Annotated in this window: 22 protein-coding genes; 12 read left to right on the top strand and 10 right to left on the bottom strand. The window is 62.1% G+C overall.

Features of this window, described 5'->3' with window-relative positions:
• Positions 1-9: 9 nt before the first annotated feature.
• From NKJ00_RS07665 to NKJ00_RS07625, 9 genes are all read left to right on the top strand, one after another.
• A complete protein-coding gene (locus NKJ00_RS07665; RefSeq protein WP_352439867.1) occupies positions 10-585 on the top strand; it encodes a DUF4893 domain-containing protein in 576 nt (191 codons plus the stop codon).
• Positions 586-678: 93 nt separating this feature from the next.
• Positions 679-1,461 carry a formyl transferase gene (locus NKJ00_RS07660; RefSeq protein WP_352439866.1) on the top strand — a complete coding sequence of 261 codons (783 nt, stop codon included), beginning with the start codon at positions 679-681 and terminating at the stop codon, positions 1,459-1,461.
• A gap of 203 nt (positions 1,462-1,664) precedes the next feature.
• Positions 1,665-1,967: a virulence factor gene (locus NKJ00_RS07655; protein ID WP_027034742.1), complete on the top strand. Its 303-nt coding sequence runs from the start codon at positions 1,665-1,667 to the stop codon at positions 1,965-1,967.
• Positions 1,960-2,598, top strand: a complete 639-nt coding sequence (locus NKJ00_RS07650) for a methylenetetrahydrofolate reductase C-terminal domain-containing protein (protein WP_352629338.1) — start codon at positions 1,960-1,962, stop codon at positions 2,596-2,598. The genes NKJ00_RS07655 and NKJ00_RS07650 overlap by 8 nt, the downstream gene beginning before the upstream one ends.
• On the top strand, positions 2,595-3,686 hold the full coding sequence (locus NKJ00_RS07645; protein ID WP_352629336.1) for a methylenetetrahydrofolate reductase: 1,092 nt from the start codon (positions 2,595-2,597) through the stop codon (positions 3,684-3,686). The genes NKJ00_RS07650 and NKJ00_RS07645 overlap by 4 nt, the downstream gene beginning before the upstream one ends.
• 141 nt (positions 3,687-3,827) lie before the next feature.
• On the top strand, positions 3,828-4,802 hold the full coding sequence (locus NKJ00_RS07640) for a methyltetrahydrofolate cobalamin methyltransferase (protein ID WP_023812319.1): 975 nt from the start codon (positions 3,828-3,830) through the stop codon (positions 4,800-4,802).
• Positions 4,753-6,903, top strand: coding sequence for an ASKHA domain-containing protein (locus NKJ00_RS07635; RefSeq protein WP_352552491.1), 2,151 nt, complete (start codon positions 4,753-4,755; stop codon positions 6,901-6,903). The genes NKJ00_RS07640 and NKJ00_RS07635 overlap by 50 nt, the downstream gene beginning before the upstream one ends.
• 193 nt (positions 6,904-7,096) lie before the next feature.
• Positions 7,097-7,276, top strand: a complete 180-nt coding sequence (locus NKJ00_RS07630) for a hypothetical protein (RefSeq protein ID WP_348629751.1) — start codon at positions 7,097-7,099, stop codon at positions 7,274-7,276.
• A 233-nt stretch (positions 7,277-7,509) separates the two neighbouring features.
• Positions 7,510-8,457, top strand: a complete 948-nt coding sequence (locus tag NKJ00_RS07625; protein WP_128304386.1) for an alpha/beta hydrolase — start codon at positions 7,510-7,512, stop codon at positions 8,455-8,457.
• A gap of 27 nt (positions 8,458-8,484) precedes the next feature.
• Here the strand turns inward: NKJ00_RS07625 and NKJ00_RS07620 are convergent, their stop codons facing one another.
• A complete protein-coding gene (locus NKJ00_RS07620) occupies positions 8,485-9,384 on the bottom strand; it encodes a LysR substrate-binding domain-containing protein (protein WP_127291815.1) in 900 nt (299 codons plus the stop codon).
• A gap of 218 nt (positions 9,385-9,602) precedes the next feature.
• On the opposite strand from NKJ00_RS07620, the gene NKJ00_RS07615 reads away from it, so the two are divergent.
• The 3 genes from NKJ00_RS07615 to NKJ00_RS07605 all read left to right on the top strand — a co-directional run bounded on the left by NKJ00_RS07615 (position 9,603) and on the right by NKJ00_RS07605 (position 11,545).
• Entirely contained in the window at positions 9,603-9,788 is a 186-nt protein-coding gene (locus NKJ00_RS07615) for a hypothetical protein (RefSeq protein WP_013531162.1), read from the top strand.
• A 338-nt stretch (positions 9,789-10,126) separates the two neighbouring features.
• Positions 10,127-10,261, top strand: coding sequence for a hypothetical protein (locus tag NKJ00_RS07610; protein ID WP_023812324.1), 135 nt, complete (start codon positions 10,127-10,129; stop codon positions 10,259-10,261).
• 345 nt (positions 10,262-10,606) lie between these two features.
• Positions 10,607-11,545, top strand: coding sequence for a GlxA family transcriptional regulator (locus tag NKJ00_RS07605; protein WP_348625597.1), 939 nt, complete (start codon positions 10,607-10,609; stop codon positions 11,543-11,545).
• Positions 11,546-11,621: 76 nt separating this feature from the next.
• Here NKJ00_RS07605 and NKJ00_RS07600 read toward each other — a convergent pair whose 3' ends face one another.
• From NKJ00_RS07600 to NKJ00_RS07560, 9 genes are all read right to left on the bottom strand, one after another.
• On the bottom strand, positions 11,622-11,963 hold the full coding sequence (locus NKJ00_RS07600; protein ID WP_023812325.1) for a peptidase inhibitor family I36 protein: 342 nt from the start codon (positions 11,961-11,963) through the stop codon (positions 11,622-11,624).
• A 163-nt stretch (positions 11,964-12,126) separates the two neighbouring features.
• Positions 12,127-12,975, bottom strand: a complete 849-nt coding sequence (locus NKJ00_RS07595) for a DUF1194 domain-containing protein (RefSeq protein WP_352609518.1) — start codon at positions 12,973-12,975, stop codon at positions 12,127-12,129.
• A gap of 84 nt (positions 12,976-13,059) precedes the next feature.
• The gene (locus NKJ00_RS07590; protein ID WP_352439860.1) at positions 13,060-15,621 is read right to left on the bottom strand and encodes a GcvT family protein; all 2,562 of its coding nucleotides are present in this window, start codon (positions 15,619-15,621) and stop codon (positions 13,060-13,062) included.
• 154 nt (positions 15,622-15,775) lie between these two features.
• A complete protein-coding gene (locus tag NKJ00_RS07585) occupies positions 15,776-16,534 on the bottom strand; it encodes an FkbM family methyltransferase (protein WP_023812328.1) in 759 nt (252 codons plus the stop codon).
• A complete protein-coding gene (locus NKJ00_RS07580) occupies positions 16,531-17,763 on the bottom strand; it encodes a glycosyltransferase 87 family protein (RefSeq protein WP_023812329.1) in 1,233 nt (410 codons plus the stop codon). Before NKJ00_RS07580 ends, NKJ00_RS07585 begins: the two co-directional genes overlap by 4 nt.
• A 21-nt stretch (positions 17,764-17,784) precedes the next feature.
• A complete protein-coding gene (locus NKJ00_RS07575) occupies positions 17,785-19,215 on the bottom strand; it encodes an aspartate aminotransferase family protein (protein WP_245273256.1) in 1,431 nt (476 codons plus the stop codon).
• 104 nt (positions 19,216-19,319) lie between these two features.
• Positions 19,320-20,327: an NAD-dependent epimerase/dehydratase family protein gene (locus NKJ00_RS07570; RefSeq protein WP_352609514.1), complete on the bottom strand. Its 1,008-nt coding sequence runs from the start codon at positions 20,325-20,327 to the stop codon at positions 19,320-19,322.
• Complete coding sequence (locus tag NKJ00_RS07565) at positions 20,324-20,773, bottom strand: EamA family transporter (protein ID WP_352609512.1); 450 nt, start codon at positions 20,771-20,773, stop codon at positions 20,324-20,326. Before NKJ00_RS07565 ends, NKJ00_RS07570 begins: the two co-directional genes overlap by 4 nt.
• A gap of 121 nt (positions 20,774-20,894) precedes the next feature.
• Positions 20,895-22,247, bottom strand: coding sequence for an FAD-binding oxidoreductase (locus NKJ00_RS07560; RefSeq protein WP_352609510.1), 1,353 nt, complete (start codon positions 22,245-22,247; stop codon positions 20,895-20,897).
• Position 22,248: the final 1 nt, after the last annotated feature.

Below are 22,248 nucleotides of genomic sequence, written 5' to 3'. Positions count from 1 at the left end.
AACGCACCGATGACACCTCGCCTCTTGATAGCCGCACTCGGTCTCCTCTGTTTCGCCCTGCCCGCTCATGCCGATGGCGAGATACAGAAACTCATCACCCCAGCCGACAAGGCACGGCTCGACAAATATGGCGAGACCCGCAAGGTGGCACTCGCCGAGGCGAAAGCGGGCGACCCCGCCGAGGTCAAGCAACTCGACGCCTTGCTGGCAAAACCGCTGGTGGCCTTCTCCGACAAGGACCTGACCGGCAGCTGGCGGTGCCGCACCATCAAGGCCGGCGGATCTCTGCCGCTCGTCATCTATGGCTGGTTCAAATGCAAGGTGACTGATGACGGTTCCGGCTGGCGGCTGGAAAAGATCAGCGGCTCGCAACGCACCAAGGGCCGTTTCTTCGACGATGGCGAGAAACGCGCGATCTATCTCGGCTCCTTCTATGTCAACGACGATCCGGCAAAGCCCTATGGCAGCGGCCCGCAAACCGACCAGGTCGGCTATGCCTTCCGTAACAGCGCCAAGGAATGGCGCATCGAATTCCCGGCGCCCTACTATGAATCGAAGCTCGATATCATCGAATTCAAGCGCTGACCGGGCATCGAAGAGCTGATCACCAAGGATTAACCCGGACGCCCTAGCATCCGCCCATTGTCGAGAACGGGTTGCTTGGAGGGGGCAAGATCCATGGCAGCATCAGAATCCAGTACGCGTCCGATCTTGGTCGTCACCGGCGGCGGCCAGCATGTCTGGGCTATGATCAATGCAATCGCCGATCGCGTCGGTCCTGTCAGCGTTGTCCTCGAAACACCTGAATCCAAAAAGCAATTGCTGCGTGGCCGGGCTCGCCGCCAGGGCTGGATCTCCGCCATGGGCCAGCTTGGCACGATGGTGCTGAGCAGGTTGGGCAAGCGATTCCTGGCCGGCCATAGCGCGCGATTGATTGCCGAGGAGAAGCTGGAGGTTGAGCCGCGACCAGGCCAGGAGATCATCCAAGTAGCCTCGGCCAATGGGCTTGAGTGCCTGCAGGCGATCCAGAAGATCCGGCCAGGCGTTGTGCTGCTCAACGGTTGCCGACTAATCTCGGCTGAGATGCTGAGCAAAATGCCCTGCCCGGTGCTCAACTACCATGCGGGCATCACGCCGAAATATCGCGGCATGAATGGCGGCTATTGGGCTCTGGTATCAGGCGATGCGCAGAATTTCGGCACGACTGTCCACCTCGTCGACGCTGGCGTCGACACTGGTGGCGTGCTGAAGCAGGCGCGCGGCAGATCGAAAAAAGGCGACACCATCTCAAGTCACGCGCTACGCCAGACGGCGTTCTCGCGCGACATCTGCGTCGAGGCCGTCAGCGATGCACTGGCTGGAAAACTCACGACGATCAATCCCGGCCTGCCTTCGAAGCTGTGGTATCATCCGACGATCTGGTTCTACGTCTGGACCGGCCTCAGAACCGGCATCTGGTAGCGAGTTCCTCGCCCGTATCCGCATGCCGCACGCTGGCTCTTCCGGCGCGTCGAACCTGCCGCCAGCACACGCCGCAAACGAATAAACCCACCTTTCATTTTACGACATCCAAATGCGTCGCTTTTGAATGCGCGCGCGTCGTCCCATAACAAGCGGCCCCACTGCGCTTCCGGCAATGCTCGCAGATCGAGGAGTGAGAATTCATGGCCGATCTGATCGTCGTCTACTGGCGCGACATCCCTGCCCAGATCATCGTCAAGAAGGGCAGGCAGAACGCCAAGCGTGAACTGCCGCTGCGCTTCACCGAGGCGATCGACATGTGCGCCATGCGCACCGGCGCCGGCGGCACCGACGACTATCTGGCCGAATGGCGCAAGGCCGATCCAATTCCGGTCGGCGACGACCTCGAAGCCGAAGTCGAGAAGGCATTCAACGATATCGACACGAAATACGACCGCGAGCGGCTGGTCGCCCTGGTCAAGGCAGGCGGCAAAGAAAATGTCTGAAACCATTCCTGCCAAGGATGGCCAAAGGGTTGTCCAGCCGGTTACCCAAGCCACTCTGGTCAAGAAGGCAGCGCCGAAATCCGACTACAAGCCGGCCGACGTATCGCCGCAGCGGCGCGTGCAGCGCTCCTTCGCGGTCCGGCTGTGGTCGATCAGGCACTCGCGCCTGCTCGAATGGTTCTACGGCAAGTTCGCCGACATGTTCCTGACGCTCCATCCCCTGTGGAAAGGCATCGGCTACGGCCGCGTCGAAGGGCCGATCAAATTCGTCGAGAAGCGCGTCAAGGGCTTCATGTTCGACTGTCGCATGTGCGGCCAGTGCATCTTGTCGTCGACCGGCATGTCGTGCCCGATGAACTGCCCCAAGCAACTGCGCAACGGCCCTTGCGGCGGCGTCCGCGCCAACGGCAATTGCGAGGTCGAGCCCGATATGCCCTGCGTCTGGGTCAAGGCCTGGGAAGGCTCGCAGAACATGGTGCACAGTGACAGGATCCTGGCCGTGCAGAAGCCGGTCGACCAGTCGCTGCGCGAAACCTCGGCCTGGCTGCGGGTGACCGCGCAGGCGGCCGCCGCGCGCGAAGCCGCCGCTGCCGCCAAGAATGGGGCGGCAAACACCGGGGCATCGGCATGATCGGCCGCCAGCGCGACGAGAATCCGGCCGGCATCGATCTGCCGCTCGATCCCCTGCCCGGCCATACTTCGCGCGGCCGGCTGGAGCGCGTGCTTCGGCGCGGCGAGTTCGCGGTGACGACCGAGCTCAACCCGCCCGACAGCGCCGATCCGGAAGACGTCTACAACAGGGCAAAAATCTTCGACGGCTGGGTCGACGCCATCAACGCCGTCGACGCCTCGGGCGCCAATTGCCACATGTCGTCAGTCGGCATCTGCGCGTTGCTGACCCGCATGGGCTATGCGCCGATCATGCAGATCGCCTGCCGCGACAAGAACCGCATCGCCATCCAGGGCGACGTGCTGGGCGGGGCCGCGATGGGCGTCGCCAACATGCTGTGCCTGACCGGAGACGGTGTGCAGGCTGGCGACCAGCCGGGCGCCAAGCCGGTATTCGATCTCGACTGCATGTCGCTCTTGGAAACCTGCCGCATCATGCGCGACAACGGCAAGTTCCTGTCCGGCCGCAAGCTGACGACGCCGCCGCAGCTTTTCCTGGGTGCTGCGATCAACCCGTTCGCGCCGCCGATCGATTTCCGGCCGCATCGCCTGGGCAAGAAGATCGCCGCCGGCGCGCAATTCGTACAGAGCCAATATTGCTTCGACGTGCCGATGTTCCGCACCTACATGCAAAAGGTGCGCGACCTCGGCTACACCGAAAAATGCTTCATCCTGGTTGGCGTCGGCCCGTTGGCCTCGGCCAAGACGGCCAAATGGATCCGCTCCAACGTGCCTGGCATCCATATCCCCGATTCTGTCATCAAGCGGCTGGAAGGCGCCCAGGACCAGAAGAAGGAAGGCAAGCAGCTCTGCATCGACATCATCAATGAGGTGAAGGAAATATCAGGCGTTTCCGGCGTTCACGTAATGGCCTACCGGCAGGAGGAATATGTCGCCGAGATCGTCGATGAATCGGGCGTTCTGAGGGGCCGCCAGCCGTGGAAACGTGAGATCCGTCGCGACGACCAGATGGTCGCCGACCGGCTCGACAGCATCTTGCACGACGACATTACCGAAACGCAGGTGGACATGGTGAAGACCGCGCACTGATGTATGTCGCCCAAAAGTGGGAACCGGTTTTGGGACAACGACATACTTTAACTCGAGGCGAAGCGCGGACGGCCACCCATTCGCTTGAACGAAAACAGACAACGATATAAAGAAATCTTTATATCACGGCGGAGAGAATTCATGACCCGTACCATCGTCGCTTCGGCGACACGAGAAATCATCATCGGCTTCGACCAGCCGTTCTGCGTGATCGGTGAACGCATCAACCCGACCGGCCGCAAGAAGCTGGCCGCCGAGATGATCGCGGGCAATTTCGAGACCGTCATCAGGGACGCATTGGAGCAGGCAGCGTGCGGCGCCACCATGCTCGACGTCAACGCCGGTGTCACCTCGGTTAACCCGAACGAGACCGAACCCGGCCTCTTGGTGCAGACGCTGGAGATCGTGCAAGGACTGGTCGACCTGCCGCTGTCGATCGACAGTTCCGTCACCGCAGCGATCGAAGCCGCACTCAAAGTTGCCAAGGGCCGTCCGCTGGTCAACTCCGTCACCGGCGAGGAAGAAAAGCTCGAAGCCATCCTGCCGCTGGTGAAGAAGTACAATGTGCCTGTCGTCGCCATCTCCAACGACGAGACCGGCATTTCGATGGACCCGGATGTCCGTTTCGCCGTCGCCAAGAAGATCGTGCAGCGTTGCGCCGATTTCGGCATTCCGGCGCATGACGTCGTCGTCGACCCGCTGGTCATGCCGATCGGCGCGCTCGGCGACGCCGGCCGCCAGGTGTTCGCGCTGCTGCGTCGCCTGCGCGAGGAGCTCAAGGTCAACACCACCTGCGGCCTGTCCAACATCTCCTTCGGCCTGCCGCATCGCCACGGCATCAACGCCGCTTTCATCCCGATGGTGATCGGCGCCGGCATGACATCAGCCATCATGAACCCGGTACGCCCGCAGGAAATGGAAGCCGTGCGCGGCGCCAATGTGCTGAACGGCACCGACGAGAACTGCACCAACTGGATCAGAACCTACAAGGATTACAAGCCGGCCGAAGGCGGCCAGGCGGTCGCCGCCCCGACGCAGGTCAATGCGCCGGGCGACGGCGCCGGCAATGGCGGCCGCCGCCGTGGCGGCCGTGAAGCCCGGATGGGCCGAGGATAAGCGCGCAATCGTGAACTCACCTGCAAACATCACCGATCCGCTCGTGCTTTTCATGCCGTCCGGCAAGCGCGGGCGGTTTCCTGTCGGCACACCGGTGCTTGATGCCGCGCGCCAGCTTGGTGTCTATGTCGAAAGTGTGTGCGGCGGACGCGCCACCTGCGGGCGCTGCCAGATCGAAGTGCAGGAAGGCAATTTCGCCAAGCACAAGATCACCTCTTCCAACGACCACATCACGCCCAAGGGCGCCAAGGAAGAGCGCTATGAGCGCGTCCGCGGCCTGCCCGAACGGCGCCGCCTCTCCTGCTCGGCGCAAATCCTCGGCGACCTCGTCATCGACGTGCCGCAGGACACCGTGATCAACGCGCAGACCATCCGCAAGGATGCCGACACCAGGGTCATCGCCCGCGATTCGGCGATCCGCATGTGCTATGTCGAGATCGAAGAGCCCGACATGCACAAGCCGCTTGGCGACCTCGACCGCCTGAAGATCGCGCTGATGCACGACTGGGGCCTGAAAAGCCTCGATTTCGATTTTCATCTGCTGCCGCAGGTGCAAGGCATCCTGCGCAAGGGCAACTGGACGGCGACCGCCGCCATCTACAAGGATGCCGACTCAGAGACAGCGCGCGTCGTGGCGCTGTGGCCCGGCCTCAAGAACGAAGCCTATGGGCTGGCTTGCGACATCGGCTCGACCACCATCGCCATGCATCTGGTATCGCTGCTGTCGGGCCGCGTCGCCGCCTCGTCCGGCACGTCGAACCCGCAGATCCGCTTCGGCGAGGATCTGATGAGCCGCGTCTCCTATGTGATGATGAACCCGGATGGTCGCGAAGGCATGACGGTTGCCGTGCGTGAGGCGATCTCGGGCCTGGTCGACAAGGTCTGCGCCGAAGGCAATGTCCAGCGCAACGACATCCTGGACAGCGTCTTCGTCGGCAATCCGATCATGCACCATCTGTTCCTCGGCATCGATCCGACCGAGCTTGGCGGCGCGCCCTTTGCGCTGGCCGTTTCGGGCGCCGTGCATATCAAGGCATCCGACATCGGCTTGAAGCTCAACCAGGGCGCCAGGCTCTACATGCTGCCTTGCATCGCCGGCCATGTCGGAGCGGACGCGGCGGCGGTGACGCTGTCGGAAGGCCCGCATCGCCAGGACGAGATGATGCTGATCGTCGATGTCGGCACCAATGCCGAGATCGTACTCGGCAATCGCCAGCGGGTGGTTGCGGCTTCCTCGCCCACCGGCCCTGCCTTCGAGGGTGCCGAAATCTCCGGCGGCCAGCGGGCAGCACCCGGCGCCATCGAGCGCGTGCGCATCGACCCAGACACGCTGGAGCCGAAATACCGCGTCATCGGCTCGGAACTGTGGTCCGACGAACCGGGCTTCCTGGAGAGCGTCCAGGCAACCGGCGTCACCGGCATCTGCGGTTCCGGCATCATCGAGGTGGTGGCCGAGATGTATCTCGCCGGCATCATTTCCGAGGACGGCGTCATCGACGGCGGGCTTTCGGCCCGTTCGCCGCGCGTCACCGCCAACGGCCGCACCTTCTCCTATGTGCTGAAGGAAGGCTCCGCCGCATTGACGGAAGATGGGCCGAAGATCACCATCACCCAGACCGATGTGCGCGCCATTCAGCTTGCCAAGGCAGCGCTTTATGCCGGGACCAAGCTGTTGATGGAAAAGCAGAACACCGAGCATGTCGACCGCATCCATTTCGCCGGCGCCTTCGGCTCCTTCATCGATCCGAAATACGCCATGGTGCTCGGGCTGATCCCGGATTGCGACCTCGACAAGGTCTCGGCCGTCGGCAACGCCGCAGGTGCCGGCGCCCGCATGGCGCTGCTCAATCGCGGCTACCGCCGCGAGATCGAGGACACGGTCAGCAAGATCGAGAAGATCGAGACGGCGCTGGAACCGAAATTCCAGGAGCATTTCGTCTACGCCATGGCGCTGCCCAACAAGGTCGATCCGTTCCCAAAACTGTCGGCAGCGGTGAAACTGCCGCCGCGCAAGACGGTCAGCGAGGACGGCGTTGCCGGCGACGCCGCTCCCCGACGGCGTTCGCGCGAAGGCCACGCCGCCAGGCGTGGACGGGAATAAGCGGCCGCGCCCAGGCCACCGCCTTTCCAAACTCATTTGCATGCAAATGTTTCCGGATCGCTTGATCCGGAAACCAAAACGCTGTTTTCGTGAAATTCGCCAGATACATGGCAGGCGCATTCAACCGGCATCGAATGGCAGGCTGGAGATATCTTTCAGCCGTCGCAACGCTCCAGAGGAGACAACGATGTCAATGCTCGAAAGCCTCGGCCGCTATGGCACGGCCATCAAGAATGCTCACGACCGCAGCAAGGCGCGGCGCTTGTTGAACAGCCTGCCGCCTGAGATTCAGAAGGACATCGGCTGGCCGGTGTCGCCGCGATCCAGCGAAAAGGCAGCACTCATCAACACCATCTGGAGCGCCGCGCGCTGATGACCTTCGCCGACAAATGCAAATTGCTCGGCATGCGCCGGGGATCACGCATGTCCCCGGCGACCACCAGCAACCGGCTGCGTGCCGCACTTTTGCCGCGCCGCTGAGCATCGCGGCGCGGATCACACCAGCGTGTAGATACGGCGCGAATCTTGACATTTTCGGCCACGGCACGATCTTCGAAGATAGTGGGGGTTCTCTTAGTCGGCTTTGGCCGAAGTTCGCGTGTCCGCATGCCAAGTTTGAAAAGCCATGTCGTGTCTTTTGTCCTGCGGCACAGCCGCAAGCAGGCATTTGCCAGTCCGGAAAATCTGCAGCGCTGGATCGCGGCCGCGCGCAAGACCGAGAACCACCGGCCGCCCGCCTCGCTGCACCAGCGTCTCGACATCGAGATGCATACGGTCGATGGCTTCCCCGTCTACGAAATCGCACCCAGGACCGGCGAGCAGAAGCGGATTCTCTACTTGCACGGTGGTGCATATGTCTTTGAAATCACACCCTATCATTGGCACCTAATCGCCGAGATGGCGGATCGGCTGGGCTACGGGATCACGGTGCCGATCTATCCAATCGCTCCCGAACACGATTTCCATGCCATGTTCGGAATGGTTGGCGATGTCTACCGGCAGATGCTCGCCGAGACGGAAGCCGAAGACATCGTCTTCATGGGCGATTCCGCCGGCGGCAATATGGCTGTGGTGCTGACCATGATGGCCGCCGAAGAAGGACTGCCCCTGCCGTCGCGGCATGTGCTCATTTCGCCGGGTCTCGACGTGTCGCTCACCAATCCCGCAGTGTTCGAGGCGGAACGCAACGACCCTTGGCTGGGCATAGCTGGCGGACGAGAGGCAATTCGCCTGTACAGTGCCGGCATCGATCCCAGCGATTGGCACATCAGCCCGGTCTATGGAGATTTGTCCGTGCTGCCAAGAACGCTGCTTTTGACCGGCTCGCGCGATCTTTTGACTCCCGACAATCTGATCTTCGCCGAAAAAGCCCGCGCAGCCGGCGTTGAAATCGATCTTGTCTATGAGGAAGGCATGTTCCACGTCTGGCCGCTGATCGACATGCCGGAAGCCCGGCGCGCCCGCGAGCGCATCGTCGCCTTTCTCGGGGAGAGCCGGATCGTGCACGATACGAGAGTAAGGCATGAACAGCGCCCCGCCGAAGCGGCGGAGTAGCTCTATACTATCGTCCTTGCCAGCCGGTCAGAACTTGCCGGTTTCCCGGAAGACTTCGAAAGTCGCGCGGATGTGGTCGGCAACGGCCTTGACCGGGGCACTGGCATCCGGCGCCACCACCATTGCCAGATTGTAGGTCCCGATGTCGGGCATGCCGTCCTTCGGGCAGAGTTCGACCATGTCGTTGCCGAGGAACGACTTCGGCAATGGCGCCACGGCGAGATCGGACATGATCGCGGCGCGCTGGCCGGCCGTGTGCGCGCTCATATAGGCGATGCGGTAGTTGCGGCCCTCGCGGCCAAGCGCGTCGAGCGCCCCGGCACGCCAGGCGCAGCCCTCTTCCCACAGCGATACCGGCAAGGGCTCGCGCAGATGCGCACAGCCGCCCTTGGCGCCGGCCCAGACGATCGGCTCGGTCAGCAGCACCTCGGCGCCGAGCGCGCTGGTCTTGTAGGAATTGGTCAACAGCGTGATGTCGAGCGCCCGGTCGTCCATGCGCCGGCGCAGATTGCTGCTCTGGTCTATGGTGACGTCGACGGCGATCGACGGATGCGACTGCGCGAAACGCTTCAGCACATGCGGCAGCACGCGCTCACCGTAATCGTCCGGCGAGCCAAGCCGCACCACACCGACAATGTCGGGAATGATGAACTTCGACACCACCTCGCGATTAATGGACAGCAGCCGGCGGGCATAGCCGAGCAGCATCTCGCCGTCCGTGGTCAGCGACACCGAGCGAGCGTCGCGCGCGAACACGGAGCGGCCGAGAATGTCCTCGAGCTTCTTGATCTGCATGGAAACGGCCGACGGCGTGCGGAACACGGCATTGGCGGCGGTGGTGAAGCTGCCGGTCTCGGCAATCGCCACGAACGTGCGCAAAACATCGAGATCGAGCAGTGGCAGCGGATGATTGAGCGGGGCGTTCATGGCAACCGACCTTCAATTTTTCTGATACAAAACATCATTCCATTTCGTTTGATTGAACATCAGATTGGGAGGATAGTCAACTCCATCGAAGCAGTAGCTGCCACGAGCAGCCATGAAACGACCTCGACACAGACCTGCATTCGACACGAAATGAAGTTGAAACAAACCCGCAGTAGCCAACTCGCTGTCTGGCACTAGCCAACCCAAAGGAGAAAGAGATGTCTATCCTGTCGTCCCTTGGTCGCATCGCGACCGAATTCAGCGCGGCACGCGCCCGCTACCAGACCGAGCGCGCTATCCGCTCCCTGCCGATCGAACTGCAGAAGGATATCGGCTGGCCTGAAGCTTCCGACACCAAGACCGGTACTCGCAATGGCATCGGATCCTGGGCTGGAGCAAAGTAGATCGTGTGTACCATGTGCTGAAGGCCTGCCGCGCAGCCCGCCCGGCAGGCCTTCTCTGTTTTATTTGTATTCAACAGAGCTTTGGAGCCATGTCGCCGGCGCATGACGCATATGAGAAAGCCGCATAGCAGCTCCTGTTTCCAATTAATGCCTTGTAAATAATCGTAAATTTTGGGCACCTTGCTCAAATCTGTCGCAATCGATGTCGCATTTCATATCAAGCGCTTCGCTTTTGCGATTTAGTTTCTGCTTACACAAGCCTATATCAGCGCCAGCAAACGAGCTGCCCCACTCCATCAAGCGAAGGCGACCCGTCTAAGCAACAAATGGAGATGATTATGAAGCTTTTTGCACGCCTCTTTGCCCGCCGCGAAATGAACCTGACCACCGCTCTCGAGCGTCAGCGTCTTGCCAACACCATGCCCGGCCAGACCGGCGCCATGAATGCGGCGCGCCTCGGCTTCATCGCCTGAAGATTTCTAGAGGCAGCGCATCCCTGCCGCTGCTTTAAAATTGCAACACCGCCTGGCTCCAGCCAGAGCGGCGTTTTGTTCTGTGCGCAGGCCGTACGTTGCCCGTCCCTTGAACAGTTCGTGCCACTTCCAGGGCTCGCTGCACGCCGATTGCCCATTTGCGACCCATGTCGCAAATTTAATCTTGTCGTAGCGGCGTAGCCGATTGACAGACATGGTTTTTCCTGATGTCGCTATGCTATTCGCGACATCCTGTTCGCGCCATGGCTGTGTGAGGTTCCCTTGAACGCGGTAAAGCATCCGATCAAGCGATCGTTTGTATTCTTCCTTATTCCCGATTTCACCATGATCGCTTTTGCGACCGCGCTCGACCCGCTGCGCTCGGCCAATCGCATGCTCGGCTACGAGGCCTATCGCTGGCGCCTCGCCAGCATCGACGGCAAGCCGGTGCGCGCCTCGAACGGGGTCGAATGCGCGGTCAACACCTCGCTCGAGGATGAGCGCAAGAAGATGGCCGGCCCCGACCGGCCGAACATGGCCATCGTCTGCAGCGGCATCAATGTCGAGCGTTATCAGAACAAGTCCGCCTTCGCCTGGCTGCGCGAGGAATACAATCGCGGCGTCGCCGTCGGCGGCCTGTGCACCGGCGCGCATATCCTCGCCGCCGCCGGCCTGTTGTCCAACAAGCGCTGCGCCATCCACTGGGAGAACCTGCCGGGCTTTTCCGAGGCGTTTCCGAAGGCCAATGTCTTTGCCGACCTCTTCGAGATCGACCAGAATATCTACACCTGCGCCGGCGGCACTGCCGCGCTCGACATGATGCTGAAGCTGATCGGCGACGACTTTGACGAGAACCTCGTCAACCGCGTCTGCGAGCAAGTGCTGACCGACCGCGTACGCAGCCCCACCGACCGCCAGCGCCTGCCACTACGCGCCCGCCTCGGCGTCCAGAACTCGAAGGTGCTGACCATCATCGAACTGATGGAGGGCAATCTGTCGGAGCCGCTGTCACTGATCGAGATCGCCGACCATGTCGATCTGTCGCGCCGCCAGATCGAGCGGCTGTTCCGCACCGAGATGGGCCGCTCCCCTGCCCGCTACTATCTGGAAATCCGGCTCGACCGCGCCAGGCATCTCTTGATCCAGTCGTCGATGCCGGTAGTCGAGGTGGCGGTCGCCTGCGGCTTCGTCTCGGCATCGCATTTCTCCAAATGCTACCGAGAACTCTACGCCCGCTCGCCGCAGCAGGAGCGCGTAGACCGCAAGCAGCTGCTGGCGGCCTGATCCGATACGCCCACGGACAAACAGGCTAATGTCATGATATCGTCAGGCAGCGGCGCCCCGCTGCCTGGAACCAACCTCAGTAATCGTCGCAGGTGCATTCCGCCGAGGAGATACGGTCGTTCCAGTCACTGCCGCCCAAATTGCGGATCCTGCGCGTGATCTCGATCGAGCGGCCGCCCATCCTAGAATCCTCATAGGCCACGAGCGTGCAGCCGCGGCGAACGATCACCGACGACACACGGTCATTCCAGAACTGGCCGCCACGAAAATTTACGGAATCCTCGGCACCCATGCCGATGGACCGCCCGCGAAAATTCCCGTTCTCGAACATGATACAGGCAGCCTGGTTGTATTGGGCGCTGGCGACGTCGGCATACAGCACGGACGCGACTGCGGTCAGGATGGCAAGACGTCTCATCGGTTTTTCCTCGGTTCGGCAGCGCTCCTGGCTGGGTCACGCGGCCTGCCCAGTTTGCCACTGCTTCGGTCGCGGAGGCAAGCCTGGATAAGCCCGAACAGGTAGGCAGCGGGGCAAGAGCGGGAGCCGGTTCGGCAAAGATCACGCTCAATGGGGAAGAGCTTTAGCGGCTGTCGAACATCCAGCTGCGGTTTCGCCACATTTTCTCGCCGACCAGACAGTCGGTGGTGGATCTCTCCTGTGCCAATATCACCCGCGGATGCGCGGCTTCTTCCGCCGCCCATTGCGGCGAGGCCGGGCCGGCGAGTTCCAACACCAGCTTGCGGCGAATGGCTTCGGGAAACTGCGTCCAGTCATTGACCGGGATCATGAAGGCTCCGGGACCACCAATGACGCAGTCGCTGTAGTAGCGATCGAGATTGCTGACGTCGTAGGCGCCGGTGAAGCCGCCTCGCGTCATCAGCGGCAGGCCGTTGATGACGATGCCTTGCTTGATCAGCTCGTCGCGGGTCAGGTTGACCGGCGCGCCCTGATTGTTGGGGCCGTCGCCCGAAATGTCGATGACCCGCTTCGTGCCTCGGTAGCCGCTTTCGGCGAACAGGTCGTTGCCGAACTCCAGCGCTCCGGAGATCGAGGTGCGCCGCGCGCTGTTGGGCGGCTGCGCCGACAACTGCGCAACCACGCGCTCGGCGTCGGTGCGGCTGGCGATCACCGTCCACGGCACGATGACGCGCTGCCAGGTGGTACCGGCCCATTCGACATAGGTGACGGCGATCTTGCCATGGGCGCCGTCGGCAATGGCCTGCAGCACATTGTCGTGCGTCAGCGCGGCTGCGTAGCCATGACGCTGGATCTCGAGCTCGTCCGGTGACATCGACAGCGAGACATCGACGGCCAGCACCAGCTCGACATCGACGGGCTCGTCAGCAAGGGACGCCGGCGCCAACCAAAACGTCAGCGCGAACGCGGCACAGCCCGAAAGCAAATGTCTAGCACAGGCAAAAGCAGACATTCCGCAAGGGTAAGCGAAAGCAGCCCGTTTAAAAAGGGAAAAGCCCGACCAAGGCCGGGCTTTGCGTTCTCAAATTCTGCTGCTTCAACTGCGCGGCTTCAAATTCTCCGGATCATAAAGCGGCTTGTAGCCGACAGCGGCGACTTCGACCGGATATGTCTCGCCGAAATACTCGATGGTGAGCTTGCGGCCTTCCTGGGCGTAGGCCCATGGCAGATAGGCGAGGCCGATGTTCTTGCCGATGGTCGGGCCATAGGCCATCGACGTGGTGAACGACCGGCGGCCGAGTTCGTCGACCAGCGTCTCGCCGGTCTTCGGGTCCATCACCGGCATCGTGCCGACAGGATAGCGGGCAACGCCTTTGGAATCGACATTACTGGTCATCACCAGCGTGCACAGCATGGCCGGTTGGTGCTCGCGGGCGCGGTATTCGACATGTTTGGCCTTGCCGCAAAAGTCGTTCTCCTTGACCTTCGGACGCGCAAGATCGGCTTCGAGCAGGTTGTACTCGGTCAAAAGGTCGGCGTTCTGCAGGCGCAGGCTCTTTTCCATACGGCGGGTGTTGGCATAGGTCTCAACGCCGAAGGGCATCACGCCGGTCGAGCGCAGCGCGTTCCAGACAGCGAGACCGTCCTCGTAGCGCATATGCAGTTCCCAGCCCTGCTCGCCGACATAGGAGATGCGGAAAGCGCTGACATCCTTGCCGCCGATCCGGACCGGCTTGATCGCCGCGAATGGGAAGTTCTCAACAGAGAGCCCGTCCGGATTCTCGACCACCTTCTGCAACGTCGCCCGGGCGTTCGGCCCCCAGATGCCGATGGTGACATATTTCTCGGTCACGTCGGTGATGGTGACGTCGAAACCTTTGTCCTGTGCCGTGCGGCGCATGTACTGGAAGTCGCGCGGACCGGCGTCGGCGCCATCGATCAAACGACAGCGGTCGGCCATGCGGATGACGGTGAAGTCGGCGCGCACCATGCCTTCCTCGTCGAGGAAGTGAGTGTAGATGCCCTTACCGATGTTGTTGTCGCCGCCGATCTTGGCCGCGCACAGCCATTCCAGCAGCGCGACATGGTCGGGACCCTCGATGTCGTACATAGCGAAATGCGACAGGTTGACGATGCCGCAATCCTCGCTCATGGCGAGATGTTCGGCATTGGAGACGCGCCAGAAATGGCGGTTGTCCCATTCGTTCTCACGCACCGGCACCCGGTTGCCGTATTTTTCCAAGAGATGCTCGTTGGCGGCGTAGCCGTGGGCGCGCTCCCAGCCGCCAAGCTCCATGAAATAGCCGCCGAGTTCCTTCTCGCGTTCCCAGAACGGCGAGCGCCTGATGTTGCGGGCTTTCGAGAACGGCTCGCGCGGATGCACCGCCGGATTGTAGACCTTCATCGCCGTCTCGGTGCAGCGATCCCAGATGAATTGCTCCTTGGTCTGGTGCGGATAGAACCGTGCATAGTCGATGGCATGGTGATCGATCGCGGTGCGGCCGTCGGTCATCCAGTCGGCGATCAGCTTGCCCATGCCGGGACCATCCTTGACCCAGATGGCGACGGCATACCAAAGGCCCCGCACCTTCTGGCTTTCGCCCATGGACGGGCCGCCATCCGCGGTCACCTGCAAGAGACCGTTGAAGGAATGGCTCTCATTGTAGCCGAGTTCGCCGAGGATCGGCGTCAGTTCCATGGCGCGTTCGAGCGGTGCCAGGATCTGCTCCATGTCGAGGTCGCGCTGTGAGGGCGAAAGCCGCGCCTGGTCCTTCTCCAGCAGGTCGCGCGGATGGCAAAGGCGCGGATTGGTCTCTTCGTAGTAACCCCACTCGATCTGCCCGCCCTCGGCGGTCTTTGGATCGCCGGTGTCACGCATATAGGCCGAGTTGCCCTGGTCGCGCAGCAGCGGCCAGCCGATCTCCTTGCCGGTGCCGGCAAACTCGTTGTAGGGGCCGAAAAAGGTCAGCGGATGGTCGATCGGCATGACAGGCAGATCCTCGCCGACCATTTCCGCGATCAGCCGGCCCCATATGCCGGCGCAGACGATGACATAGTCGGCCTCGATGGTGCCGCGATCGGTCACCACGCCTGAAATGCGGCCGTCCTTGACGACAAGCGACCGAGCCGGCGTGTTGGCGAAGGATTTGAGCTTGCCCGAGGCTTCCGCCTGGTCGACCAGCTTGCCGGCGACCGTCTGCGAGCGCGGGATGACCAGACCGGCATCGGGATCCCACAGGCCGCCCTGCACCATCGCTTCTTCGATCAGCGGAAATTTTTCCTTGATCTCGGCCGGTTCGATCAGACGGGCGCGCGTGCCAAACGCCTTGGCGGAGGCGATCTTGCGCTTGATCTCTTCCATGCGGCTGTCGTCGCCGACACGCGCAACCTCAAGGCCGCCGATACGCGCGTAATGACCCATCTTCTCGTAGAAATCGATGGAGTAGAGCGTCGTCCAGCACGACAGGAAATCGTGGCTGGTGGTGTAGCAGAAGTCGGAGGCGTGCGCGGTCGAGCCGATATCGGTCGGGATGCCTGATTTGTCGATGCCGACAATATCGTCCCAGCCGCGTTCGATCAGATGATGGGCGATCGATGCGCCGACAATACCGCCCAGGCCGACGATGACGACCTTCGCCTTTTTCGGAAACTCTGCCATTGCCCGCGACTCCAAAGTGATAAAGCGGGCGGACTATAGGGCGGAGCGGCAGGCCGATTGAAGCCTGTTTGCGACATTGGCAAAAAGCCGAGCGACCAGACGGCAGAATGCTTCACACCGGCGCCTGGGGCGGTTCGCTTTTCGGTGGGCTAACTCAGGCGAAGGCCCAGATGTCCTCGGCCTGAAAGCCGACCTGATAACCTGATGTCTTCAGCTTGACCACGACCTGGCCGATCTCCGGGGCGGGCAGCGCGCCGACCTCGACCTTGATCATGCCGGGGCGGTAGCGCTTGAGGTCCAGCTGTTCGAAGACGATCCAGTCGGCGCCCTCGCAATCGACGAGGAAAGCGTCGATATGGCTGATGCCGTTGCGATCGAGCAGCGTCTGCAAGGTCTCGGATGGCACCTCGATGTCCCTGAGATGCGGCGCGAACTTGTTGAAATTGGCGTCGGCCTCGCCCCAGGCATTCTTGCCCGACATCAGATTGGTGTCGGTGACCGACGAGCAGCCGATAAATTCGATGGGCAACGTGCCGGCCTCGAGGGCGGCGGCATCGAAGGTGTGGACGGTTATCGTGCCCTTTGTCTTCGTCACCGCCACCGGCTCGATGATGAAGCGGTCCGTGTCTGGATAATTGGCGCGCAGTCTCTTCTGGTTGTACGGGATCGGCTCGACCAGCATGGCCCGTGCACCGGGAATCCTGTGCAGCCAAGGCGTCACATCGTCGAACAGTGCGCCGTCGCAGGCGCCGACATTGACCATCTGGAACGGTCGCCCTGCACCACCAAAACGCGCCTTCAGCGCCGCCCTGGCCAGGAACTTGGTGCCGCGCAGCGACGGGCCGCGATCGAGAACGCCCTTGGGAAGAGCAAGCGACAGGGCAACGCGCGCCAGGCTGGATAGCGAACTCATGACTTGTCTCCGGGAATGATTTGCATGGCAGCGCGATTCTGGCCGCGAGCCACGGCTGCCCACAGCGCCATGAACGGCGTCGCCAGCAGCAGGAATGGCGGAATCAGATGGGGGAAATAGATGCGCGTGTCGTGGATCGGGAAGACGGTGAACTTCGCCAGCGCACCGAGCACCAGCGCCGCAAACAGGATGCCGGCGCGGCGATCGAGGCGGAAGCCGGCGCGGGCGGCAGCAAACCAGCCGGCCAGTGCCAGCACCGACACGCCGACCCAACTGTTCAGGCTGACGGCGCGCAGCAGCGAGGTGGCAAACGCCCTGAGATAGGTGGTGACCGAGAATGGCGGCTCGAATCCGTCCATATTGAAGTGCTGCTCGATGCTGGAGAACCACAGATGCGGCGCCCAGCCGGGATGATGCGCCCAGTGAGAGATGGCGAAGTAGGCCACGAAGGAAGCGGCAAAACCGGCCAGCGCACCCCATGCCCTCTGCCGGTACGCGACCAGCAGCACAGCGAAAATCGCCAGGAAAACAATGTTGTCCGGCCGTACCATGAAGGCGAGGAAGAGCAGGATCGCCGTTGCCACCTCGAGGCCGCGGACATAGGCATAGAGCCCGCCGAGCAGCAGCGCTGAAGTGAGCAGATCCGGTGTCGAAGCGCGTGCCGCATCGCCGAAATCGGCCATGATCAGCACCGCGCCGACGATAGGCGCCAACGCCAATGCCCCTGTGGAGCGTAGCCACATCAACGCGATCGCGCCAAACAGCAGCACGGAGAACACTGAGACCAGTCGCATTGCCTCGACCGGCGACATCACCGCGCTCAGTGTCGACAGGATCTCGGCATAGAGGAACTTGATCCGGTACATGCCGAGCAGTGAATGGAAGTCGGCGGCATTCTCCGTCATGTGACTGCGGAAGCCGCCTCCATCGTCGGTCAGCGCCTTATAGTCGCCTGCGGACACGCCCGATTTGACAGTGTTGTAGGCATAGTCATGCAGCGCCTGCGCATCGGGATAGGTGCCTTCCTCCGATATAGCGAGATAGGGCAGCATGTCCCAGTTGGCGTCGGGCATCACCCAGGCGGTGAACGCTGTAAAAAGAATGTAGAGCGCGAAGGCCGCCGCGCCGATCGGTGCTGCCAGCCGCGCATAAGTCCCCTCGCCCCACGCCAGACCGGCTCCGATGAGGCGGTCGAGCGGGTTTTGTGGATCGGGCGACTTGGTCAGCATCGTTGTACCCAGCGAACTCGCTTAACGAACCTGGCTTTTGACGAAATCCTTGACGATCGACACGATGCCGCGCGACAGCAGGCTGTCGAAGGCGTCGACGAAGCGGTCGACATGCTCGCGCTGGCAGATCAGCGGCGGCTCGAGCCGGATGACGTTGCGGTTGTATTCGGTGAAGGCGACCAGCACATCGTAGTCGCGCAACAGCAGCGCCCCGATGAAGCCCGACAGCGAACCCTTCAGCTTGTCGTCGAGCACGCTGACGATCGGCCGCAACACCATCGGCAAGGTCTGCGAGAAGTCGTGGAACTCCAGGCCGATCATAAAACCCCTGCCGCGCACCTCCTTGATGATCTTCGGGTACTTTTCCCTGAGCGTCTGCAGGCGCTGCAGCAAATAGTCGCCGGTGATGGCGGCATTGTCGATCAGCCCTTCATCATAGAGTACATTGAGCCCCTCGATCGAGGTGACGCAGGCCTCGCCCATGCCGCCGAAGGTCGCCATGGCATGGATCATCGCCGTTTTCGGCGTGCCATAGGCCTTCATGTAGACCTCGCGCCGCGCGATCATCGCGCCGACCGCCGCCTTGCCGGCGCCAAGCGATTTGGCCAGCGCCGTCACATCGGGAATGACGCCGTAATGCTCGAAGGCATAGAAGCGGCCTGACCGGCCATAGCCGCACTGCACTTCGTCGGCGACCCACAACACGCCATACTGGTCGCACAGCGCCCTTAGCTTCTGCCAATATTCAGCAGGCGCCTGGATGATGCCGCCGCCGCCCTGGATGGTTTCCAGCACGATGACGCCGACCTCCGGGTCGGAACGGAACAGGCGCTCGACCGCCTCGATGTCGGCAAACGGGATGCGAACCGTGTTTTCGGCCACCTTGAAGTCGGCGCGGTAGAGCTGGCCGTCGGTGATGCCCAGCACGCCCTTGGTCTTGCCGTGGAAGGAATTCTCGGCATAGACGATCTTCGGTCGCTTCGGACCGGCGGCGCGCTCGGCGAGCTTAACCGCCGCTTCCATCGCCTCCGAGCCGGACGAACCCAGAAACACCATGTCGAGATCGCCGGGCGAGCATTTGGCGATGTTGTGCGCAAGTGCCGCCGCATATTGCGACATGAAGGCGATGGCGATTTCCTGGCGCTTCTCCTCCTGGAATTTCTTGCGTGCTTCCAGGATGCGCGGATGATTGTGGCCGAAGGCCAGCGATCCGAAACCACCGAAGAAGTCGAGGATCTTGCGGCCGTTCTGGTCGATGTAGAACATGCCTTCGGCACGCTCGATCTTGATCTTGTGGAAGCCGAGCAGCTTCATGAAGTGCAGCTGGCCGGGGTTGAGATGCGCCTTGAACAGGTCGGTCATGCGGGCGACGTCCATCGCCTTGGCCTGCTCGACGCTGATCAAATCGGGCTTGGCGATGGTCGCTGGCGACAGCGACGGCGCGCTGACCATGGTGCGCAAATTGGTCTGTTCGGGCTTGGCCATGACGGTCATTTCAATCTCCTGTCTGCACGCACGACCAGGATCGGGCGCAACGAAAGCTGTTTTGCGAGCCGCTATTCGGCGGGCACATGTTTGGTGGCGACTGCGTGGCCGGCTTTCTTTGCGCGGTACTCGCTATAGGCGGCGATCAGCATGTCCTCGTCGCGATATTGCGGCACCCAGCCGAGCTGGCGCCCGGCCTTGGACACGTCGAGCACGCAGTCCTCGTCGGCGATCAGATACTGTTCCGGGTCCATGATCGGCATGTTCAAGAGGTCGAGCAGGTCGAGCGTGCGCTTGACCGCCCAGCCCGGTGTCGGGATCAGGATCGATTTCGAGCCGGCATGCCGGATCAAATCGCCGAGCAATTTCTTGACCGGCGGCGGGTTGAGCGAACCCAGATTATAGGCCTCATCAGGCACACCGGCCTTCCAGGCCGCGCGCGCGGCCTCGGCGCAGTCGAACACCGAGATGAACTGATAGGGGTTCCTGCCCGAACCGATCATCGGCACCGGAAAGTTCCAGTCGATCAGCTTGAACAGCTTTTCCAGGATGCCGAGCCGGCCTGGGCCGATGATCAGGCGCGGGCGAAACAGCGAGATCGACATGCCTCGCTTGCGCCATTCGGCCGCCAACTCCTCTGTCTTCTGCTTCGACCAGCCATATTCGCCCAGCGGCGCCACCGGGTGCTCCTCGGTCATCGGCTGCGTGACCGTGTGGCCGTAGATCATGTCGGTCGTGTAGTGGACGAGTTTTGACGCACCGGCTCTGTCCATGGCCTGCATGATGTGCTCGGTGCCATGAAAATTCACCGGGAAAAAGAAATCGTGCCGCTTGGCGCGCACCTGGATCGGCGACAGCATCTTTGCCGACAGATTGTAGACCATGTCGTCGGCCGTGAGCCCGACCGCAGCGACCGACGCCGGATCGGTGACGTCGCATTGGACAAAGCGGACGGTGCGGTAATGCGACAGGTCGCTCTTGACGATGTCGGCGACGACAACCTCTTCACCATCGGCCATAAGCTTCGGGGCAAGATGGCGGCCGACGAAACCGTCACCGCCGAAAATCACATGTCTCATCGAATGATCTCGTTTGCTTGGATCTTGTCGGGCGTGATGGAAGCGGTCTGGTCCTCATGCTCTCGACCACCCAAATCTCGGCCACTTTGCGCGATCAGCACCGTGCCGACGCAGATGAAGGCGATACCGGCGATGCGCCAGCCATTGAGGTCCTCGCGGAAGACGAAATAAGCAAAGATGGCGACGGCAACGTATGCGAGGCTGAGGAACGGATAAGCAAAGGAGAGCTCGACCTTCGACAGCACATAGAGATGCGAGGCCATCGAGATGACGAAGGTGCAGAGGCCCAGGAACACCCACGGGCTGAAGACGATCTGCAGCAGCTTGACGAGCGGATTGACGCCCTCGAACGAGATCGGCCCGAGCGACATCATGCCTTGCTTCAGCATCAGCTGCGCGGCGGCATTGGTCATGACCGTAAAGAGAATGAAGACGATGTATTTCATGTGTTCCAAGCCACCCCTTCACGCTTCCTATTACAAACCCGCAAACATTTCGTGAAGCCACAAGAATGTTTTGAGTGAATCGTGGATTTAACGATTCGGTAACCAAGAATTACTCGATTTTCTATTCCGCCGCCTCGGCCGCACCTCGCCGCGTGTCCAGCTTCCTTGCCGTCCGCGCCCAGAAATCAGACATGAAGGCGGGGTCGCGGAGCGCTTCCAGCCGCTGCCATTCGGGAAAGGACGAAGCGAAGATTTCGGCCCCCATGCGGGCGTCCTTGTACGGATTGACTGCGCCGCCGGCCTCGACCGTGATGCGGTCGAACTCCCGCAGCAGCGCCAGCGTCGCAGCCCCCCTGTTGGGGAAATCCAGCGTCAGCGTGTAGCCGGGACGCGGGAACGACAGCAGCGCCGGCGAGCGGATGGAGCCGAAGCGTTTCAATACGGTGAGGAACGAGCCCTGCCCGGCTTGCCTTGCAGCCGCAAGCAATGCCGGCACGGCCTCGCGCGCCGCCGCTTCCGGCACCACGCTCTGGTGTTGGAAAAGCCCTTTCGGCCCATAAAGCCGGTTCCAGTCGCGCACGCCGTCGAGCGGGAAGAAGAAGCCCTGGTAGCCAACCTGGCGCGGCGCCGTCGACCGCCCCTTCTTCCACCTGTAGGCGGCGTTGAAGGCGGTCAGGAACGGCCGGTTGAGCACATTGAACGGCGGCTGGACCGGCACCGAGAGATTGCCACCGGCGCGCGAGGCGGCATGCGAGCCGTGCTCGGCATGATTGCCTGTAAACAGCAACCCGCGACCGCTATTGCGGCCGCCGGCAAGTTGGTCGATCCAGGCGACCGCATATTCATTGGCCTGATCGGCCGCCTCGGCCAAACCGAAGAACTCGTCGAGATCGCGAAACGGCGTCGCCTTTTCGACGATGTCGAGCGAATGAACCCGCATCAACCGGATCGAGGCAGACAGGATGAGACCGGTCAGCCCCATGCCGCCGATCGTCGCCGCAAACAGGCGCGCATTGTCTGCTGCCGAGCAGCGATAGGTCCTTCCGTCGGACCTGAGCAGCGTGAAGCTCTCGACATGGCAGCCGAAGGTGCCGCGCCGGTGATGGTTCTTGCCATGCACGTCATTGGCGATGGCGCCGCCGAGCGTGACGAATTGCGTGCCTGGCACAACCGCCGGAAAGAAGCCGTAAGGGGCGGCGTGGGCGATGATGTCGGACAACAGCACGCCGGCATCCGCCTCGAGAACACCGGTTTCGGCGTTGAAGGCGTGGATGCGGTTCAGCGATCGCATATCGACGACCGCTCCGGCCTCGTTCTGGCAGGAATCGCCGTAGGAGCGGCCATTGCCATAGGCAAGCAGCGACGCCGGCTTGGCCCGACCGCCCTTCAGCAGCGCGATCGCCTCATCGGCCCCGATGGCGCGCGGCGCCGGCGGTGTGGCAAGGCCAAAGCTTGGGAAACGTCCGGCGGCCATG

It is taken from the genome of Mesorhizobium sp. M0227, from assembly GCF_040321855.1.
In the GTDB taxonomy this organism is placed as follows: Bacteria; Pseudomonadota; Alphaproteobacteria; order Rhizobiales; family Rhizobiaceae; genus Mesorhizobium.
This window is presented reverse-complemented; position numbering and strand designations above follow the sequence as displayed.